The 15,891-nt window shown below is 70.8% G+C and carries 15 protein-coding genes; 7 read left to right on the top strand and 8 right to left on the bottom strand.

Annotated features, from left to right (window positions below; all coding sequences use genetic code 11):
* Nucleotides 1-80: 80 nt before the first annotated feature.
* Both HNR16_RS15055 and HNR16_RS15060 read left to right on the top strand, forming a co-directional pair.
* Nucleotides 81-1,505, top strand: coding sequence for an MFS transporter (locus tag HNR16_RS15055; protein WP_158041492.1), 1,425 nt, complete (start codon nucleotides 81-83; stop codon nucleotides 1,503-1,505).
* Between the two features lie 91 nt (nucleotides 1,506-1,596).
* Nucleotides 1,597-2,169: an ASCH domain-containing protein gene (locus tag HNR16_RS15060; RefSeq protein WP_158041444.1), complete on the top strand. Its 573-nt coding sequence runs from the start codon at nucleotides 1,597-1,599 to the stop codon at nucleotides 2,167-2,169.
* Between the two features lie 32 nt (nucleotides 2,170-2,201).
* On the opposite strand, the gene HNR16_RS15065 is transcribed toward HNR16_RS15060, so the two are convergent.
* The 4 genes from HNR16_RS15065 to HNR16_RS15080 all read right to left on the bottom strand — a co-directional run bounded on the left by HNR16_RS15065 (nucleotide 2,202) and on the right by HNR16_RS15080 (nucleotide 6,763).
* A complete protein-coding gene (locus HNR16_RS15065; protein WP_158041443.1) occupies nucleotides 2,202-3,224 on the bottom strand; it encodes a CNNM domain-containing protein in 1,023 nt (340 codons plus the stop codon).
* A complete protein-coding gene (locus HNR16_RS15070; RefSeq protein ID WP_158041442.1) occupies nucleotides 3,221-4,660 on the bottom strand; it encodes a hemolysin family protein in 1,440 nt (479 codons plus the stop codon). Before HNR16_RS15070 ends, HNR16_RS15065 begins: the two co-directional genes overlap by 4 nt.
* Before the next feature lie 154 nt (nucleotides 4,661-4,814).
* On the bottom strand, nucleotides 4,815-5,642 hold the full coding sequence (locus HNR16_RS15075) for a hypothetical protein (RefSeq protein WP_218868462.1): 828 nt from the start codon (nucleotides 5,640-5,642) through the stop codon (nucleotides 4,815-4,817).
* Between the two features lie 77 nt (nucleotides 5,643-5,719).
* Nucleotides 5,720-6,763, bottom strand: coding sequence for an ABC transporter substrate-binding protein (locus HNR16_RS15080; protein WP_158041441.1), 1,044 nt, complete (start codon nucleotides 6,761-6,763; stop codon nucleotides 5,720-5,722).
* Between the two features lie 214 nt (nucleotides 6,764-6,977).
* Between HNR16_RS15080 and HNR16_RS15085 the strand changes: the two genes are divergently transcribed.
* From HNR16_RS15085 to HNR16_RS15095, 3 genes are all read left to right on the top strand, one after another.
* Nucleotides 6,978-7,346, top strand: a complete 369-nt coding sequence (locus tag HNR16_RS15085) for a hypothetical protein (RefSeq protein WP_179558289.1) — start codon at nucleotides 6,978-6,980, stop codon at nucleotides 7,344-7,346.
* Between the two features lie 211 nt (nucleotides 7,347-7,557).
* Entirely contained in the window at nucleotides 7,558-8,256 is a 699-nt protein-coding gene (locus tag HNR16_RS15090) for a FadR/GntR family transcriptional regulator (protein ID WP_158041439.1), read from the top strand.
* A gap of 157 nt (nucleotides 8,257-8,413) precedes the next feature.
* Entirely contained in the window at nucleotides 8,414-8,938 is a 525-nt protein-coding gene (locus HNR16_RS15095) for a hypothetical protein (RefSeq protein WP_158041438.1), read from the top strand.
* 208 nt (nucleotides 8,939-9,146) lie between these two features.
* Here the strand turns inward: HNR16_RS15095 and HNR16_RS15100 are convergent, their stop codons facing one another.
* Nucleotides 9,147-9,623, bottom strand: a complete 477-nt coding sequence (locus HNR16_RS15100; protein ID WP_158041437.1) for a GNAT family acetyltransferase — start codon at nucleotides 9,621-9,623, stop codon at nucleotides 9,147-9,149.
* A 217-nt stretch (nucleotides 9,624-9,840) separates the two neighbouring features.
* Between HNR16_RS15100 and HNR16_RS15105 the strand changes: the two genes are divergently transcribed.
* Nucleotides 9,841-11,529 (top strand): MATE family efflux transporter, encoded by a 1,689-nt coding sequence (locus HNR16_RS15105; RefSeq protein ID WP_338109173.1) that lies wholly within the window; start codon nucleotides 9,841-9,843, stop codon nucleotides 11,527-11,529.
* Here the strand turns inward: HNR16_RS15105 and HNR16_RS15110 are convergent.
* Nucleotides 11,510-11,713: a hypothetical protein gene (locus tag HNR16_RS15110; RefSeq protein WP_158041436.1), complete on the bottom strand. Its 204-nt coding sequence runs from the start codon at nucleotides 11,711-11,713 to the stop codon at nucleotides 11,510-11,512. The genes HNR16_RS15105 and HNR16_RS15110 overlap by 20 nt on opposite strands.
* A 169-nt stretch (nucleotides 11,714-11,882) precedes the next feature.
* Between HNR16_RS15110 and nucS the strand changes: the two genes are divergently transcribed.
* Complete coding sequence (gene nucS / locus HNR16_RS15115; protein WP_158041435.1) at nucleotides 11,883-12,578, top strand: endonuclease NucS; 696 nt, start codon at nucleotides 11,883-11,885, stop codon at nucleotides 12,576-12,578.
* Nucleotides 12,579-12,924: 346 nt separating this feature from the next.
* Here the strand turns inward: nucS and HNR16_RS15120 are convergent, their stop codons facing one another.
* Both HNR16_RS15120 and HNR16_RS15125 read right to left on the bottom strand, forming a co-directional pair.
* Nucleotides 12,925-14,457, bottom strand: a complete 1,533-nt coding sequence (locus HNR16_RS15120) for an alanine/glycine:cation symporter family protein (RefSeq protein WP_158041434.1) — start codon at nucleotides 14,455-14,457, stop codon at nucleotides 12,925-12,927.
* Between the two features lie 472 nt (nucleotides 14,458-14,929).
* Nucleotides 14,930-15,871 (bottom strand): LysR family transcriptional regulator, encoded by a 942-nt coding sequence (locus HNR16_RS15125; RefSeq protein ID WP_158041433.1) that lies wholly within the window; start codon nucleotides 15,869-15,871, stop codon nucleotides 14,930-14,932.
* Nucleotides 15,872-15,891 lie beyond the last annotated feature (20 nt).

The raw sequence follows: 15,891 nt of genomic DNA on the forward strand, positions 1-15,891 counted from the left end.
GGCGGTCATCGCCGTTCCCCGGACGGGGATACCCTGACCCGATGGGATCGATCGACGACGAACGGAAACGCCTCACCCGGATGCCCCCGCAGGGGGCGATCGTCGCCGTCCTCGCACTCGCCGGCCTGTGCTCCTCGTTCATGTTCACGCTCGTCGTGCCGATCCAGTCGAAGCTGCCCGAGCTGCTGCAGGCACCGCGTGAGGACACCGCGTGGGTCGTCACGGCGACACTCCTCGCCGCCGCCGTCATCACGCCCATCGCGGGGCGGCTCGGCGACATGTACGGCAAGCGCCGCATCGTGCTCGCGCTCATCGCGATCATGGTCGTGGGCTCGGTCGTCGCCGCCGTGTCGCACGGCATCATCGGCATCATCGTGGGCCGCACGCTGCAGGGGGCGATCGTCGGCGTCGTGCCGCTCGGCATCTCGATCCTCCGCGACGTGCTCCACGAACGGCGCATCGACTCGGCCATCGCGCTCATCAGCGCGACGCTCGGCGTGGGCGGTGCGATCGGCCTGCCGATCAGCGCGCTCATCACCGAGCGCAGCGACTGGCACGTCCTGTTCTGGGTCGCAGCTTCACTCGGCGCGGTCGTGTTCGGCCTCGTGCTGTGGATCGTGCCCGTGAGCGTGCTGTGCACCGCCGGCCGCTTCGATTTCGTCGGTGCCGCCGGTCTCACGGTCGGTCTCGTCGGTGTGTTGCTCGCGTTCTCTCGCGGCAACGAGTGGGGCTGGCTGTCGGCCCCGGTGCTCGCGCTCGGGATCGGCGGACTGCTCGTGCTCGTCCTGTGGGGCTGGTTCGAACTGCGCATCACCGACCCGCTCCTCGATCTGCGCGTCGCCGCACGACGTCCCGTGCTGCTCACGAACCTCGCGTCGCTCGCGATGGGCTTCGCGCTGTTCGCCTCGAACGTCATCTACCCGCAGATGCTCGAGCTGCCCGTCGAGAGCGGCTCCGGCTTCGGCCTCTCGCTGCTCGCCGCGAGCCTCGTCGTCATGCCGTCGGGGCTCGTGATGATGGTGCTGTCCCCGCTCTCCGGCCGACTCTCGAACCTGTTCGGGCCACGCCTGCTGCTCCTCCTCGGCGCGATCTCGCTCATCGCGGCGTACGCGTTCACGATCGCGTGGCACTCGGCGGTGTGGCACCTCGTCGTCGCGAACGTGCTCGTCGGGTTCGGCATCGGCTTCGGCTACGCGGCGATGCCGATGCTCATCATGCGCTCGGTGCCGGCGAACGAGACGGGCGCCTCGAACGGACTCAACGCCCTCTTCCGCTCGCTCGGGACGAGCATCGCGTCCGCGATCGTCGGCGCGGTGCTCGCGACCGGCTCCGTCACCTTCGGCGGCGCGCAGATCCCGACGCCCGACGCGTTCCTCGTCTCGTTCGTCCTCGGTGGCGCGGCCGCCGTGCTCGCGCTCATCGTCGCCCTGTTCATCCCGCGCGGTCCGACGGTCGAGGAGCCGCGGCCGTCGCTCCCGACCGGCCCGCTCCCCCGCATCGACTGACGCGCGACACCCCACACACCGGTGACGCGCGGTCGACCAGGACGCGCGTCGACCAGGGCCGGGCGCCGCGCCCGCGTGGCACGATCGACGCATGCACGAGCCCGACCACGGCCACCTCCCACCCGTCGAGTTCGCGTTCCCCGGGCCGCTCCGGGATGCGCTCGTCGCCGCGATCCTCGACGGCGGGAAGACGAGCACATCGGCACTCCTCGCCGAGTACATGCAGGAGGGAGCGCCCCTCCCGGCGCCGGGAACACGCGGTGTGGTGCTCGATTCCGACGGGAACGGGGTGGCGGTGATCGAGACGACGGACGTCGATGTCGTCCGGCTCGGCGACGTCCCGCTCCGGCACGCGATCGACGAGGGCGAGGGATTCCGCTCCGTCGCGGAGTGGCGCGATGCGCACCTCGGGTTCTCGCGTTCCCCCGAGCTCGTCGAGGCGCTGCCCGGTCTCGTGGTCGACGACGACACACTCGTCGTGCTCGAGCGGTTCGGGGTCGTCGATGTGCGCGTCGACGCCCCGCGTGTCCTCGACCAGCGCCTCGACACCCCGCACGCCGACACCGCGCACGCCGACACGATTCGACACCCGGGGGACGCCGAGCGCCCCGGCGCTCGCGACGCGGGCACGGGCACCGACGACGGGGCCGCCCGCACCCCGTGATCACGGGGTGCGGGCGGCCGGTGCCTGCGCGATCAGCTCGTCGCGGCCGCCGCGGGGTCGACGAGAATGCGATTCAGCACGTCGTCCACCGTGACCACGCCGACGGGTGCCTCCGGTGTGCCGACGATCGCGAGCTGGGCCCGCGAAGCACGCATCGTGGCCGTCGCCTCGTAGACGGGCACATCCGGCGCGAGCGCGAGCACGGGGCGCACGACCGTGTCGAGCGGCGCGTCGTCGGGCAGCACGAGCGTGTCCCGCACGTGCACGATGCCCGAGATGCGCTCGCCGTCGTGCACGAGGATGCGCAGGTGCGTCGATTCGCGTGAGGCACGCTGCACGTCCGCGACGGTCGCCGAGGCCGACACCTGCACGGGGACGGAACCCGCGGGCACGAGGTCCGCCACCGTGAGGCGTTCGAGCTGCAGCGCACCTTTCAACTGCGCCGTGAAGCGCACGTCGAGCGCCCCCACGTTCGCCGAGTGCTCGACGAGGTGCCGCAGGTCGTCGGTCGTCTGGCCCGTCGCGACCTCGTTGCGCGGCGTGACGCCCACGAGACGCAGGCACCAGTTCGCCGCCTTGTTGAGCGCGAGAAGCAGCGGCCTCGTGAACCACATGAAGATGCGCATCGGCACGGCGAGCAGCGTCGCCGAGCTCTCGGGATTCGCGATCGCCCACGACTTCGGCGCCATCTCGCCGACGACGAGGTGCAGGAACGTCACGACGAACAGCGCGAGCACGAACGACACGACGTCGGCCGGTACGGTCGGCACCCCCATCGCCTCGAGCGGCAGGAGCAGCCAGTGGTGCACGGCGGGCTTCGTGATCGCGCCGAGCGCGAGCGTGCACGCCGTGATGCCGAGCTGGGATCCCGCGAGCAGCACGGTCAGCTCGGCGGAGCTGCGCAGTGCGGCACGCGCCGCACGGCTCGTGGCCGCGGCCTCCTCCAAGCGGTGACGCTTCGCCGCGAGCAGCGCGAACTCGACGGCGACGAAGAACGCGCTCAGCACGATGAGCAGGGCCGTGATCGGCAGCACGATGATCGGATCGTAGGTCACGCGCGTTCCTCCGTCGGTGCCGCCACGGGATAGGGCTCGGCCTCGTCGCGCGCGTTCTCGGCGCCGTCCGTGTCCTCGTCGTCCTCGTCGCGCGTCTCGATGTGCACCCGCACGAGCGCGGGCACGTGCCGGTCGACCTCGAGCACCCGAAGGGTCATGACGCGCTCGACCGGATCACCCGGCTCGGCGAGATCGGCCGGGTCGAGCGGCAGCGCGACCTCGACCTCCTGCCCCGTCGTCGGCAGGTCACCGATCTCGGCGATCGCGAGGCCCGCGAGCGTCTCGTAGTCACCGCGCGGCAGGTCGTACCCGAGCACCCGCTCGGCCTCGTCGAGGTGCAGCGTGCCGGGGATGTTCCAGTCCCCGTCCGGCTGCTGCACGGGCACGAGCTCGCCGTCCGGGTCGTGCTCGTCGCGCAACTCGCCGACGAGCTCCTCAGCGAGGTCCTCGAGCGTGAGGACGCCCGCGAACCCGCCGTACTCGTCGACGACGCACGCGAGCTCGGCACCCTTCTCGCGCAATCGCGCGAGCGCGTCCGGCAACGCCGTCGTCGCGGCGAGGAACACGGCGGGCCGCATGATCTCCGTAACGGGGCGATCCTGCGCCTCGGGCGGCGTGCCGAGCACGTCGAGCAACTGGACGACGCCGGTCACGTCACCCTGCTCGTCGAGGATCGGGTACCTGGTGTGGCCCGTGCTCATGAGCTCGCGAACCGTCGCGACGCTCGTCGTCCCGGGCACCGTGTCGACGTGCGGAGCGGGGATCATCGCGTGCTCGGCGTCGTGCTCGGGGAAGTCGATGATGCGGTCGAGCAGCACCGAGAGATCGGCCGGGAGCGTGCCCGTCACCTGCGAGTCGGCGACGATGTGCTCGAGGTCGAGGCGGCTCGCCGCGTGCTCGACGTCATGCACGGGCTCGATCCGCACGGTGCGCAGCAGGAGGTTCGAGGCACGGTCGAAGACCGCGATGAGCCATCCGAAGCACGCGAGGTAGATGTTCGTGGAGCGCGCGAGCCACAGCGCGACGCCCTCGGGACGTGCGATCGCGAGGTTCTTCGGGAACAGCTCGCCGAACAGCATCTGCACGATCGTCGAGAAGACGAGCGCGATGACCGTCCCGATCGCGATGCCGACGCCGGCGGGCAGGACGTCGCCGGTGGCCTCACCGATCGCCTCGCCGATGAGCGGTTCGGCGACGAAACCGACCAGCAGCCCCGTGATCGTGATGCCCAGCTGGGCGCCCGAGAGCATGAAGGACGTGCGGTTCGTCACCTTGAGGGCACGCTTCGCGGCCGCGTCACCAGCGGCGGCGCGGGCGTTGAGCCGCGAGCGATCGACCGCCATGTAGGCGAACTCCTGCGCGACGAAATAACCGGTGAGAGCGGTGATGACGAGCACCACGACGACACCGATGAGGAGCGAGACGATCCAGGACACTTACTTCCCCCTCTCCGAGCGCGATGCGGACGGAGGGGGGTCGGTACTTCCAGGTGCCATGTGCGGCGGTCACCCTTTCAGGAGCTCGGGGTATGGAATGGAACGGAACTCTACCGGAAACGGGTGACGCGGCGACCCCGAATCCGCTTCGGGCTCAGGAGCGATCGACGTCGGGGGTGGCTGCCGCACCTCCGCCGTCGCCGGGCGTCGTCTCGGGCCGCTTGTCGAGCGAGGGGCCGGAGGCCGTTGCGCCGCGATCGGTGAGCTGCATCGCGACGCGCTCCTCGAGCCGCTCGACCGCGCCGTCGGAGAGCACGATGAGCCCTTCGAGCTCCTGACGCGCGCGACGGTAGGCGAGGTTGCGCTCGGCTCGCGTCGCGCTCTGATCGAGCGCGACCTGCAGCAACTGCCGGGCGGTGTCGAGTCGCCGCCGCTCGGCGGGCGTGAACGCGGCGTCACGAAGTCGGCGGGCCTCCTGCTCCGCCGTCTCGAACGCGATCGCGAAGTCGTGCACCGCGTCGCGGTAGGCCTCGAAGTCGGCGTCGTCCATGCGCACCTGCGCCGAGTCGGGGCGCAGCTCGTCGGCGCGCCGCTTCGCCCGGTGGAACGCGGAGGTGAGCGGTTGGCGCACATCGGTCATGGCGGGGAACGCGATGACCTTCGCGACGTCGAGCTCGTAGTCGAGCCATCGCCGCGTGATCTCGTCGTGCTCGGCGAACAGGCGCGTGAGCCGCTGCGCGCGCGTCGCGTTCGACGCGCGAGCCGGCGCCGCGGGCGGTGCTGCCGCCGCGGCCGGTGCAGCGGCGGCGATCTGCTGTCCCTGGGGCTGTGCGGCCAGGCCACGCTTCGCGGCGAGCAGTTCGAGCCGGCGGCGGTGACGCGCGTCGGCACCGCGGTTCCACGCCTTGAGGGCGCCACCCGCCATGCCTGCGAGGGGGAACACGAGCCACCAGAAGCCCCCCACGACGTGCCAGAACTCCATGCGGTCAGCCTAGGCGGCGAAATCGGGCCGCGCCCGACGGTTCGGTGCGAACCGTCGGGCGCGTCCAGTGGCCGCGATCAGCCGAGCGCCTCGACACCGAACTCGGCGAGGCGGTCAACGGCCCACGGCACGCTCAGGTCGCTCTGGACTCCGAGTGCCCACGCGAACGCGTTCAGGCCGGTCTCGGGGTCGGCCTCGTCGATCACGGCGCGACCGTCGGCGATCGCGGGCACCTGCTGCACGAGCGGGGCGTCGAGGAAGTAGCTCACGTCGTCCTTCCCCACGGTGTTGATGAGCAGGAAGTCCGCGTCGATGCGCGACACGAGCTCGTCGCTCACGGTGCCGTCGGCGGGGTCGAACTGCGAGGCGGCCTCGGGGAGGACGAAGCCGAGCGACTCGAAGAGCGCAGCCATGTCGGTTCCCGGCATGCTGCCGTACTCGGCGCCGTACTCGGGGCCGTACACGGTGACCTGCGCCGCGGTGCGTCCCTCGAACTGCGGGTGCGGGGCCTTCGCCGCCGCGACGCGCTCCTCGGCCGCCCGCACGAGCGAATCGGCCGAGGCCGACAGATCGAGCGGCTCGCCGACCGCCCGCGTGAGCTCCTGCCAGCTGAGCGTCTCGATCGGCGCGTAGAGCACGGGCGCGATCGCGCTCAGCCGGTCGAAGTACTCCTGATCGAACGTGTCGTACGAGCCGAGCGACACGATGAGGTCAGGTGCGGACGCCGCGACCTGCTCGGCCGACACCTCGGATCCCTCGGAGGAGTCCCACAGCGTCTCGACCGAGGCGACGACGGCGGGATCGAGCCACGCGTTGCGTTCGAGCGTCGAGGGCGCGAACACGGGCGTCACGCCGAGCGCGATGAGGGCGTCAGAATCGTAGGTCGCCGCGGTCACGACCGCGACGCGCTCCGGGCGGTCCTCGAGCACCGTGTCACCGAACGGGCTCGGCAGTGTGAGCGGATACTGCGTCGCCCCCTCCGCCGCCGGCAGGGTCGATTCGGCACTCGTCTCGCTCGTGTCGCCGCCTGTCGAGCAGCCGACGAGCCCGAGCAGCGCGACCGCGCCCACCGCGAGCACGCGGAGGGTGGCGGTCATCCGGTTCGGGGCGTGGTGGAACATGGCGGAGCCTTCCTCTCGGGGCCGCGCGCGGGCGTCTCGGCGCGCGAAGCGGCGGAGTCCGACCCCGCCGACCGCATTCCAGGTTAGGGTTGGCTAACCCGTTCGGAGTTCGCCGTTCCCGACACCGGATTCGCCGTTCCCGACACCGATCGATCTCGCATTGGAGCAGGATGACCGCGCCCTCACCGTCGTTCGCGGGGTTGCGTTCGGACGCGTGTTCCGAGCGCACTACGGCACGACACCGAGCGCGTTCGCGGCGAGCCACGAGACGCGCACGGACTTCACCTCGTCCCTCGACGCGGCGGCGAGCGACCCGACGCTCGCACCCGTCGCGCCGGTCGGCGCGGTCGGCGCGGTCGGCGCGGTCGGCGCGGTCGGCGCGGTCGGCGCGGTCGGCGCGGTCGGCGCGGTCAACGCGGTTGACGCGGTCGGCGCGGTCGGCGACGCGGAACCCGCCAACGTTCCCACGACGGACGACGGGCCCGACCCCCGCATACACCCCGACCGAAGCGACCGGGCCAACCGCACCCACCGAACCGACCGGCAGACCCACCGGCACCGCCTCGAGAAGCGCATCGCCTGAGCGACAGCTCCACGCGACTGCCCCCGACACCATCCAGCCGGGTTGTTGCTACCGAGCCCGGGGCCGGGTAGCAACAACCCGGCTGGATTGGCGGGCACATCCCGCGCTCATCCCGTGCTCGTCCCGCGGTTCATCGCACCATTCCGTCTCGTCCCGGTGCCGAGCAGAGACCGCGGTACCGGGTGACGGGCGAACGTCGTATGTTCGGAGCATGCCCGTGAGCCCCGACAGTCGACGTCGTCTCTCCGAGCGCGTCGCCGACGATCTCCAGCTCGAGATCGTTCGCGACGGGTTCCGCGCCGGCACGCGGCTTCCGACCGAACCGGTACTCATGGAGCGCTTCTCGGTGAGTCGCACCGTCATCCGTGAGGCCGCCCAACTGCTGCTGCAGCGGGGACTCGTGACCGTGTCACCCGGCCGCGGCATGCTCGTGGCCGAGTACGACGGCGCTCAGATCGCCGAACAGTTCGAGCTGCTCATGCAGGCGAGCGGCGGCAGCTCCGCACAACTCGTCGCCGTCCGGACGGCGCTCCTCGTGGAGGCGGCGACCGAGGCCGCGCGCAATGCCACCGGGCAGGCCATCGGCGCGCTCGACGCCGCCCTCGCAGAGCGTCGCGCGGCGATCGACGAGGGTGCCGTCGACGATCGTGCGATGTTCGAGTCGGAGCTGCGCTTCCTGGATCTCGTCGTCGACGCGAGCGGCAACCTCGTCCTCCGGATCATGACCACGCCGCTCACGACGTTCGTGCGCAGGCACGCGCCGCAGCGTCCTCGCGCCGCGCCCGACACCGAGCTCACGCTTCGCGAGCACGGCGCACTCCTCGACGCGCTGCGTCGCCGGGACACCTATGACGCCAGGCGTGCGGCCGCCGTCCACCTCGCCCGCGTGTTCGACCACCTGCAGGCCTGACCGAACCCGAGGGTGATCGCACCTCGTCAGGGGTGGATCACGGCCCACTGCCTCCCTCGCTCCACCCGCGCACGAACACCGCCCGGTCGACGCCCCCAGCAGATCACCCGGAACACGGGGCTGCCCGCCACGCGCACCCCGCCGTTATCGTCACGCCATGTCTCTCGCCCGCTCGACAGCGACCGTCGCCTCGATCACCCTGCTCGCACTCGGACTCACGGCCTGCCACGGCTCCCGGTCCCCGGAGGACACGGAATCGACCGTCGGGATCTCGAGCGTCGCGCCGCTGGCCACGGAGCCTGCCCAGGCCGACCCCGTCGAATCGTCCGAGGGCTCCGAAACCTCCGCAGGGATTCCCGAGATGGCGCGGGTGCAGACGGACACCGATCTCATTCCCTCGCACATCATGTTCCCCACCGCGCCGGACATCACGGCGGACGATTCACGCCTCGTCGGCGTCGATTCGGCCGGGAACTCGTGGTACGTCGCGCAACACGAGCTCGGCGGCACGTTCTGCCTCGTGCTCGGCGCCGTGGCCTCCGGCGCGTGGGTCGTCAGTTGCGGTGCGGCACCCGCCGTCACCGCCACGGACGGCACGGTCACCGGTACCTACGACCTGGACGACACCGGCGGCCGCAGGGGCGAACGTCTCGGCGAACACCTCACGGTCACGGGACTCTGACGCTCGTCGCCGCGCGGCGTGCGCGCCACGGTCGAGTCGGTGCAGGCCGAGTGGGGGTACGTCGTGCGCACGTGCACGCACCGAGCACCGAGCACCGAGCACCGAGCACCGAGCCGATCGGCCGGGATCCTGCGGCGACAGCCCTCGTCTCGCTCGGACCGGCCGGTGAATGCGCCCACGGTCCGCCGGGCACGTCGAGGGCGAGGCCTCAGTCGTCCGCGATGAGCCGCTTCCCGAGCACGAGGACGTCCGATTCCTCGTAGCCGAGCTCGGCATAGAGCGACGCGACGTCGCGGTTCTCGCGGCGCACCATGAGCTGCACCTTCGGGCACCCGAGCGCCTCGAGTCGGCGCTCGGCCGCGGCGACGAGCTCGCGCCCGATGCCACGGCCCCGGAGTTCGGGCGTGACCGCGAGGTAGTAGAGCCAGCCGCGATGACCATCGGTGCCGGCCATCACCGAGCCGATCACCGTGTCCCGCCGGGTGCGTGCGCGGCCCGCACTCGGCGGCGCGTCGTCCCCGTCAGTCCGTTCGATTGCGACGAGGAACAGCTCGGGCTGCACGTCGAGCTTCCGCGCGATGTCGCGCCGCGGGTCGTTCCAGGGGCGCACGAGTCCGGACTCGGTCCAGAGGTCGACGACCGCGTCCGCGTCGTCGGGCCGGAACGCACGCACCTCGATCGTCATGCCGTCATCCGATCACACCGCGGGCGATCGCGGGGACGACTCGTCCGTCGGCCACCGCGTCGGACATAGGGGGTGGGTGCACACCCCGGCATTCATGCGTTCGCGTACGCGTGCCCGCGGCAGGTCGCGCACACGGAACTCGGGCACTCGAACTCACCGGCCCCGGACTCCGCGCACACGAGCGACACCGCCTCGTGCTTCGCGAGAGGATGGTGCGGTGACCGAACCCGCTTCCGATCCGTGCGATCCGCGCGATCCGACGATGCCCGACGGCGCGGGACTCGCGGGCGACGCCGCCACACGATCGGTGCGGCGGGATGCCGAGGAGCAGCACGTCGACGGCGGGGCGACGGGCACCAGCGCCGTCGACGGCGGGGCGAGCGGCGTCAGCGCCACCGACCATGAGAGAACGGGCGTCAGCGCCACCGACGCGGAGACGGGTCGCAAGCGAACGCCCGATGCTCACCGGAACGAGCTCGGCGACGACGGACAGCCGGACGAACCCGCGAGACCGGCCGATGCGGATCAGCGCACGCCACCGCCCCCGCCGCTCGACCACCGGCCCGCGGCGGGTTCGCGCGAGGAGCGCCGCAGCCTCGATCGTTCGATCCTCGCGCTCGCGGTACCCGCGCTCGGCGCGCTCATCGCGGAACCGCTGTTCGTGCTCACCGACACGGCACTCGTCGGGCACCTCGGCCCCGACGTGCTCGCGGGCCTCGGCATCGCCTCCACCGTGCTGCAGACGGTCATCGGCCTCATGGTCTTCCTCGCCTACACGACGACGCCGATCGTCGCGCGCCTGCTCGGTTCGGGCGATCGTCGCGGCGCGATCCACGCGGGGATCGAGGGCATGTGGCTCGGGCTCGGTGCGGGTGTGCTCATCGCGGTCGCGGGCGTGCCCCTCACACCCCTGGTCGTGTCGTGGTTCACGACGGACCCCGCCGTCGCCGCGGCAGCCGTCACCTACCTGGCCGTGAGTCTCGCCGGCATCCCGGCGATGCTGCTCGTCATCGCCGCGACCGGCCTCTTCCGTGGCCTGCAGGACACCCGCACCCCGCTCGTCGTCGCGATCGGCGGCTTCACGGCGAACGCTCTCCTGAATGCGCTCCTCATCTACGGTCTCGGACTGGGCATCGGCGGATCGGCGCTCGGCACGGTGCTCGCGCAGTGGGGCATGGCGGTCGTGCTCGCGTGGATCGCCGTGCGGGCGGCCCGCCGCGAGCGCGTCTCGCTCCGACCTGGTGTCCGGGGTCGTGGCGCGACGTTGCGTGCCTCCGGCTGGATGATCCTGCGCACGGTCACGCTCCGCGCCGCGATCGTTTCGGTCGTGTGGACGTGCGCGCAGCTCGGCGCGTCCGAGACGGCGGCGCTCCAAGTACAGTTCGCGATCTACAACCTCGTCGTGTTCGCGCTCGATGCGCTCGCGATCGCGGGCCAGGCACTCGTCGGCCACGGGCTCGGCGCGGGCGACACCGCCCGCGTCCGCCGGGTGCTGCGACGGCTCGTCCTGTGGGGGCTCGGTTTCAGTGCGCTGCTCGGGGTGGCCCTGCTCGCGGGCTCGCCCGTCATCGGGCGCGTGTTCACGAACGATCCGGCCGTGCTCGCGCTCGTCCCGGGCGGCATCGTCGCGCTCGCCCTCACGATGCCCGTCGCTGCCTACACGTTCGTGCTCGACGGCGTCCTCATCGGCGCGGGCGACGCGCGTTACCTGGCGCTCGTCGGGGTCGCGAACCTCGTGGTGCTCCTCGCGCTGCTCGCCGTCATCCGGCTCGTGGAGCCGAGCGGTTGGGTCGCGATGCTCGTGCTGTGGCTCGCGCTCGCGGGCGGCTTCAACGGGAGCCGGGCCGTGACGCTGTGGCTCCGGCAGCGCGGCACGGCGTGGATGGTCACGGGCGCGACGCGCTGAGACTCGCGAGTGCGCGGCGTTCGACGGCGCGCAGGCGGTCGTGACGGATGATGCCGCTCCCGATCCGGATCACGCCCCAGTAGAGCGCGAAGCGTCGTCGCGCTCGCTCGTCGGTCGGCTCGCACAGCGTCACCGTCTCGACGAACGTGCGGTGCTCGTCGAGTTCGTGCAGGCGCCACTCCATGCCGGAGGTGACTCGACGTGGCTCGCGGAAAACGCGCGCGGCGACGGGGCCGGTCACATCCTCGTTTCCCGACGAGCCGAGGCACCGAGCGGTCTTACCGCCGAGCGTCTCGCGGACACCCGCACGCCGCGCGAACCGCACCACGCGCCGGAGCGTTTACCCTCATGGGGTGAGACTCGTCATCGCCCGCTGCAGCGTGGATTACACCGGCCGTCTGACCGCGCACCTCCCCGAGGCGACGCGGCTGCTCATGCGCAAGGCGGACGGCTCGCTGCTCGTCCACTCCGACGGCGGCAGCTACAAGCCGCTCAACTGGATGAGCCCGCCGTGCTCGTTCCAGACGGTCGAGCCCGACGACGAGCAGTCGGCCGCCGGGGTGAAGGAACTCTGGCGGGTGACGCAGCAGAAGACCGGTGACACGCTCACGGTCCGCATCTTCGAGGTCCTGAGCGACACGGCGCACGACCTCGGCATCGATCCGGGGCTCGACAAGGACGGCGTCGAGGCGCACCTCCAGGTGCTGCTCGCCGAACAGATCGAGCTCCTCGGCGACGGGCACACGCTCGTCCGGCGCGAGTACCAGACGCCGATCGGCCCGGTCGACATCCTCGCCCGCGACGCGAGCGGTGCGGCGGTCGCCGTCGAGATCAAGCGGCGCGGCGAGATCGCTGGCGTCGAGCAGTTGACCCGCTACCTCGACCTCATGAACCGCGATCCGCTCCTCGCGCCCGTGCAGGGCGTGTTCGCGGCGCAGGAGATCAAGCCGCAGGCGCGCACGCTCGCCGAGGACCGCGGCATCCGCTGCGTCGTACTCGACTACGCGGAGATGAAGGGCATCGAGTCGGGACGGCCGCGGCTGTTCTGATCCCCCCGTCGTTCTGAGCTGCCGCGCCCGCCACGATCGCCCGGGAACGTGCGGCGCGATCGTCCGCGGGCACGGGGCAGGGGCGGCCACGGCGACCCGTCACGATCACCCGCGGGCACCCGGCCGGAAGAGCCGCGGACGCGCACCACGGCCGTCCGCGAGCAGCCGGCGGGGTCGGTTGCGGGCACGCGCCAGGATCGGCCACCGACACCCGTTTGCCGCCTGTCGGCGACACGTTCGGGAACACGCTCGCTCTCGCTTCCGCCGAGGCCAGACGCCCGCGTTCCGAACACGGTGCGGCCCGGACGATCTGGTGATCGTCCGGGCCGCCTCGGAGTTCGCTCGGCTATCCCCTGCGTTTCGCTCCCTGCTTGATCGAGGGGTGCGTGCCGGTGATCGTGCCGACCTCGTCGTCGAGCCGCTGCTCCTCGGCACGCCACGCCTGGTAGCCGGGCTCGTGGGCAAGGCCCTCGTCGATCTCGGCCTGTGTGGCGGTGAGCTTCGGATCGAACGTCAGGTACGCCTTCGTCTCGCGCGCGATGAGACCCGAGAGGATGAGAATGCCGATGAGGTTCGGGATGACCATGAGGCCGTTCGCGATGTCCGAGAACGTCCAGACGACCGAGAGCGGGATCGTCGCACCGATGAACGACATGACGACCCACACGAGCCGGAACGGCAGGATCGACCGTGTACCGAGTGCGCGTTCGATCGCTCGTTCGCCGTAGTACGACCACCCCCAGAGCGTCGTCGAGGCGAACAGCACGAGACAGATCGCGACGAGGATGCCGCCGAGATTGCTCTGTTCCGTGCCGAGGCCGATGTTGAATGCCGTCGAGGTGAGGTTCACGCCCGTCAGCGCTTCGCCGTTCGCGTCGACCTGTTCGTACGCACGCGTGACGGTGATGACGAGACCCGTGAGGGTGACGAGGATGAGCGTGTCGATGAAGGTCTGCGTCATCGACACGAGCCCCTGTCGGGTCGGGTGGGTCGTCTGGGCGGCGCCTGCGGCGATGGCCGCCGAGCCCATGCCCGACTCGTTCGAGAACAGACCGCGGGCGAGGCCGAACTGGATCGCGGCGATCACGAGGGCACCCGTGAAGCCGCCCGCTGCCGCCGTGCCAGTGAACGCGCCGGAGAAGATCGTGACGAACGCCTCGCCGAGGCCGCCGAAGTTCGCGACGAGGATCCACACCTGCACCGCGATGTAGAGGACGATCATGACCGGCACGATGCCCGCGGCGACGGTCGAGATCGACTTCACGCCGCCGATGAGGACGAAGAACGTGACGACGGCGACGACGAGCCCGGTGACCCACGGCTCGACGCCGAAGTTCATCTCGGCCGTCTCGCTCATCGAGTTCGCCTGCACCATGTTGCCGATGCCGAAGGAGGCGACGATCGCGGCGATCGTGAAGAACCAGCCGAGCAGCGCCCCGATCGGGCCCTTGATGCCCTTCTGCAGGTAGTACTGCGGCCCACCGTTGCGCCCGCCCTTCTTGTCGATCGTGCGGAAGCGCACGGCGAGGAAGGACTCGCTGTACTTGAGGGACATGCCGAACAGGCCGCTGACCCACATCCAGAAGATGGCGCCGGGGCCACCGAGGGCGACCGCGGTGGCGACACCGGCGATGTTTCCGGTGCCGACGGTCGCGGCGAGGGCCGTCGCGAGGGCCTTGTACTGCGACACGTCACCGCTCGACCCTTCGTCGGATCGGCGGATGAGGCCGAGGCTCAGGCCCGGGCCGAGGCCGCGCAGCTGCACGAACCCCAACCGGAAGGTCATGTAGATGCCGGTGCCGAGCAGGAGGGGGATCAGTACGAACGGCCCCCAGATGACGCCCGCGATGGCGTCGAGAATCGACTCGAAGGTTTCCATTTCACCCTAGCTTTCGTGTAAATCGTCCCGTTACGTATCGCCTGCCCTCGTCGCTGAGTGCGGCGACGACCCTGGGCGGTTCCGCCTGGACGAAGCGCCGTCGAGTCAATCGCCGGGCGGGGGCCGAAGCCCACCACCCGCACGTGCGGACCAGGGTACTGACGATCGGAACGGGTCGCGACCGGGTGGTGTCCCCGGGCGCCGCGCCCGCGTACGGTGCCGTCCGCGCTCGGCGTTCGCGCCGTCACGGCCCGAACCGGGTGTCGCGGCCAGGACGACCTTCGAGCCCGCCCGGCGCGACACGTCGCTCGAGCCCACCCCGCGCTGTGAACGGCGTGGCGACATTCCGTCGCCGGAACGCAATCGTGCCGCCTCAGCGTCGCAGCGCCCGGATCATCGGGACCTCACGCGGCCGAACGTCGGGCGACGCCGATGCTCGCCGGACGGGTCGGCGACACCGCTCGCGTTCGGGTTACCCGAGCAGCACGACGTCGAACTCCTGGACGACCGCTCGCACCTCGTCGAGGTAGCGCTGCGCGAGCTCGCCGAGCGGCATGGCGGTGTGGGCGATCCAGCCGATCTCGATGCGTTCATCGACCGCGAGCGGAACAGCGACGATCTCCGGGTCCAGGTCATCGCTGATGATGCCCGTCGAGATCGTGTACCCGCCGAGACCGATCATGAGGTTGAAGATCGTCGCGCGATCCGAGACGCGGATCTCCTGCGCGCTCGAGAGCGTCGAGAGGATTTCCTCGGAGAAGTAGAAAGAGTTGTTCGTCCCCTGGTCGAAGGTGAGCCGCGGGAGACCGGCGAGGTCGTCGAGCGTCACCTGCGTCTTCGACGACAGTGGGTTGTTGCGGGCGACGAAGACGTGCGGTGCCGCGAAGAACAGCGGGTAGAAGGCGAGCCCCGAGTCGCGAAGCAGCTTGTCGATCACGTGCCGGTTGAAGTCGCTGCGGTACAGGATCCCGAGCTCGCTGCGCAGCGTCCGCACGTCCTCGATGATGTCCCACGTTCGCGTCTCGCGGAGCGACAACTCGTACTCCGACGCCGCGCTGAATCTCACCATCCGGACGAACGCGTCGACCGCGAAGGAGTAGTGCTGGGTCGACACGCCGAGCAGTCTCCGGGACGGTGGTCCGTCCAGGTAGCGCTGCTCGAGCAGTGCCAGTTGCTCGATGACCTGGCGGGCGTAGCCGAGGAACTCGATCCCGTCCGCGGTGAGTGTGACCCCCCGCGACGATCGAATCAGCAACGCCCGACCGAGCCGCGCCTCGAGGTCCTTCATCGCGGCGGACATGGTCGGTTGGGAGACGTGAAGCAGGTCGGCGGCGGCGCTGATCGACCCCTCCGCTGCGACCTCAATGAAGGACTGCAGCTGCTGGAGCGTCACGCCGGTCGATCGCTTGGACATAGACACACCCTATAGCCAGT

This window comes from Pseudoclavibacter chungangensis, assembly GCF_013410545.1.
Lineage (GTDB): Bacteria > Actinomycetota > Actinomycetes > Actinomycetales > Microbacteriaceae > Pseudoclavibacter > Pseudoclavibacter chungangensis.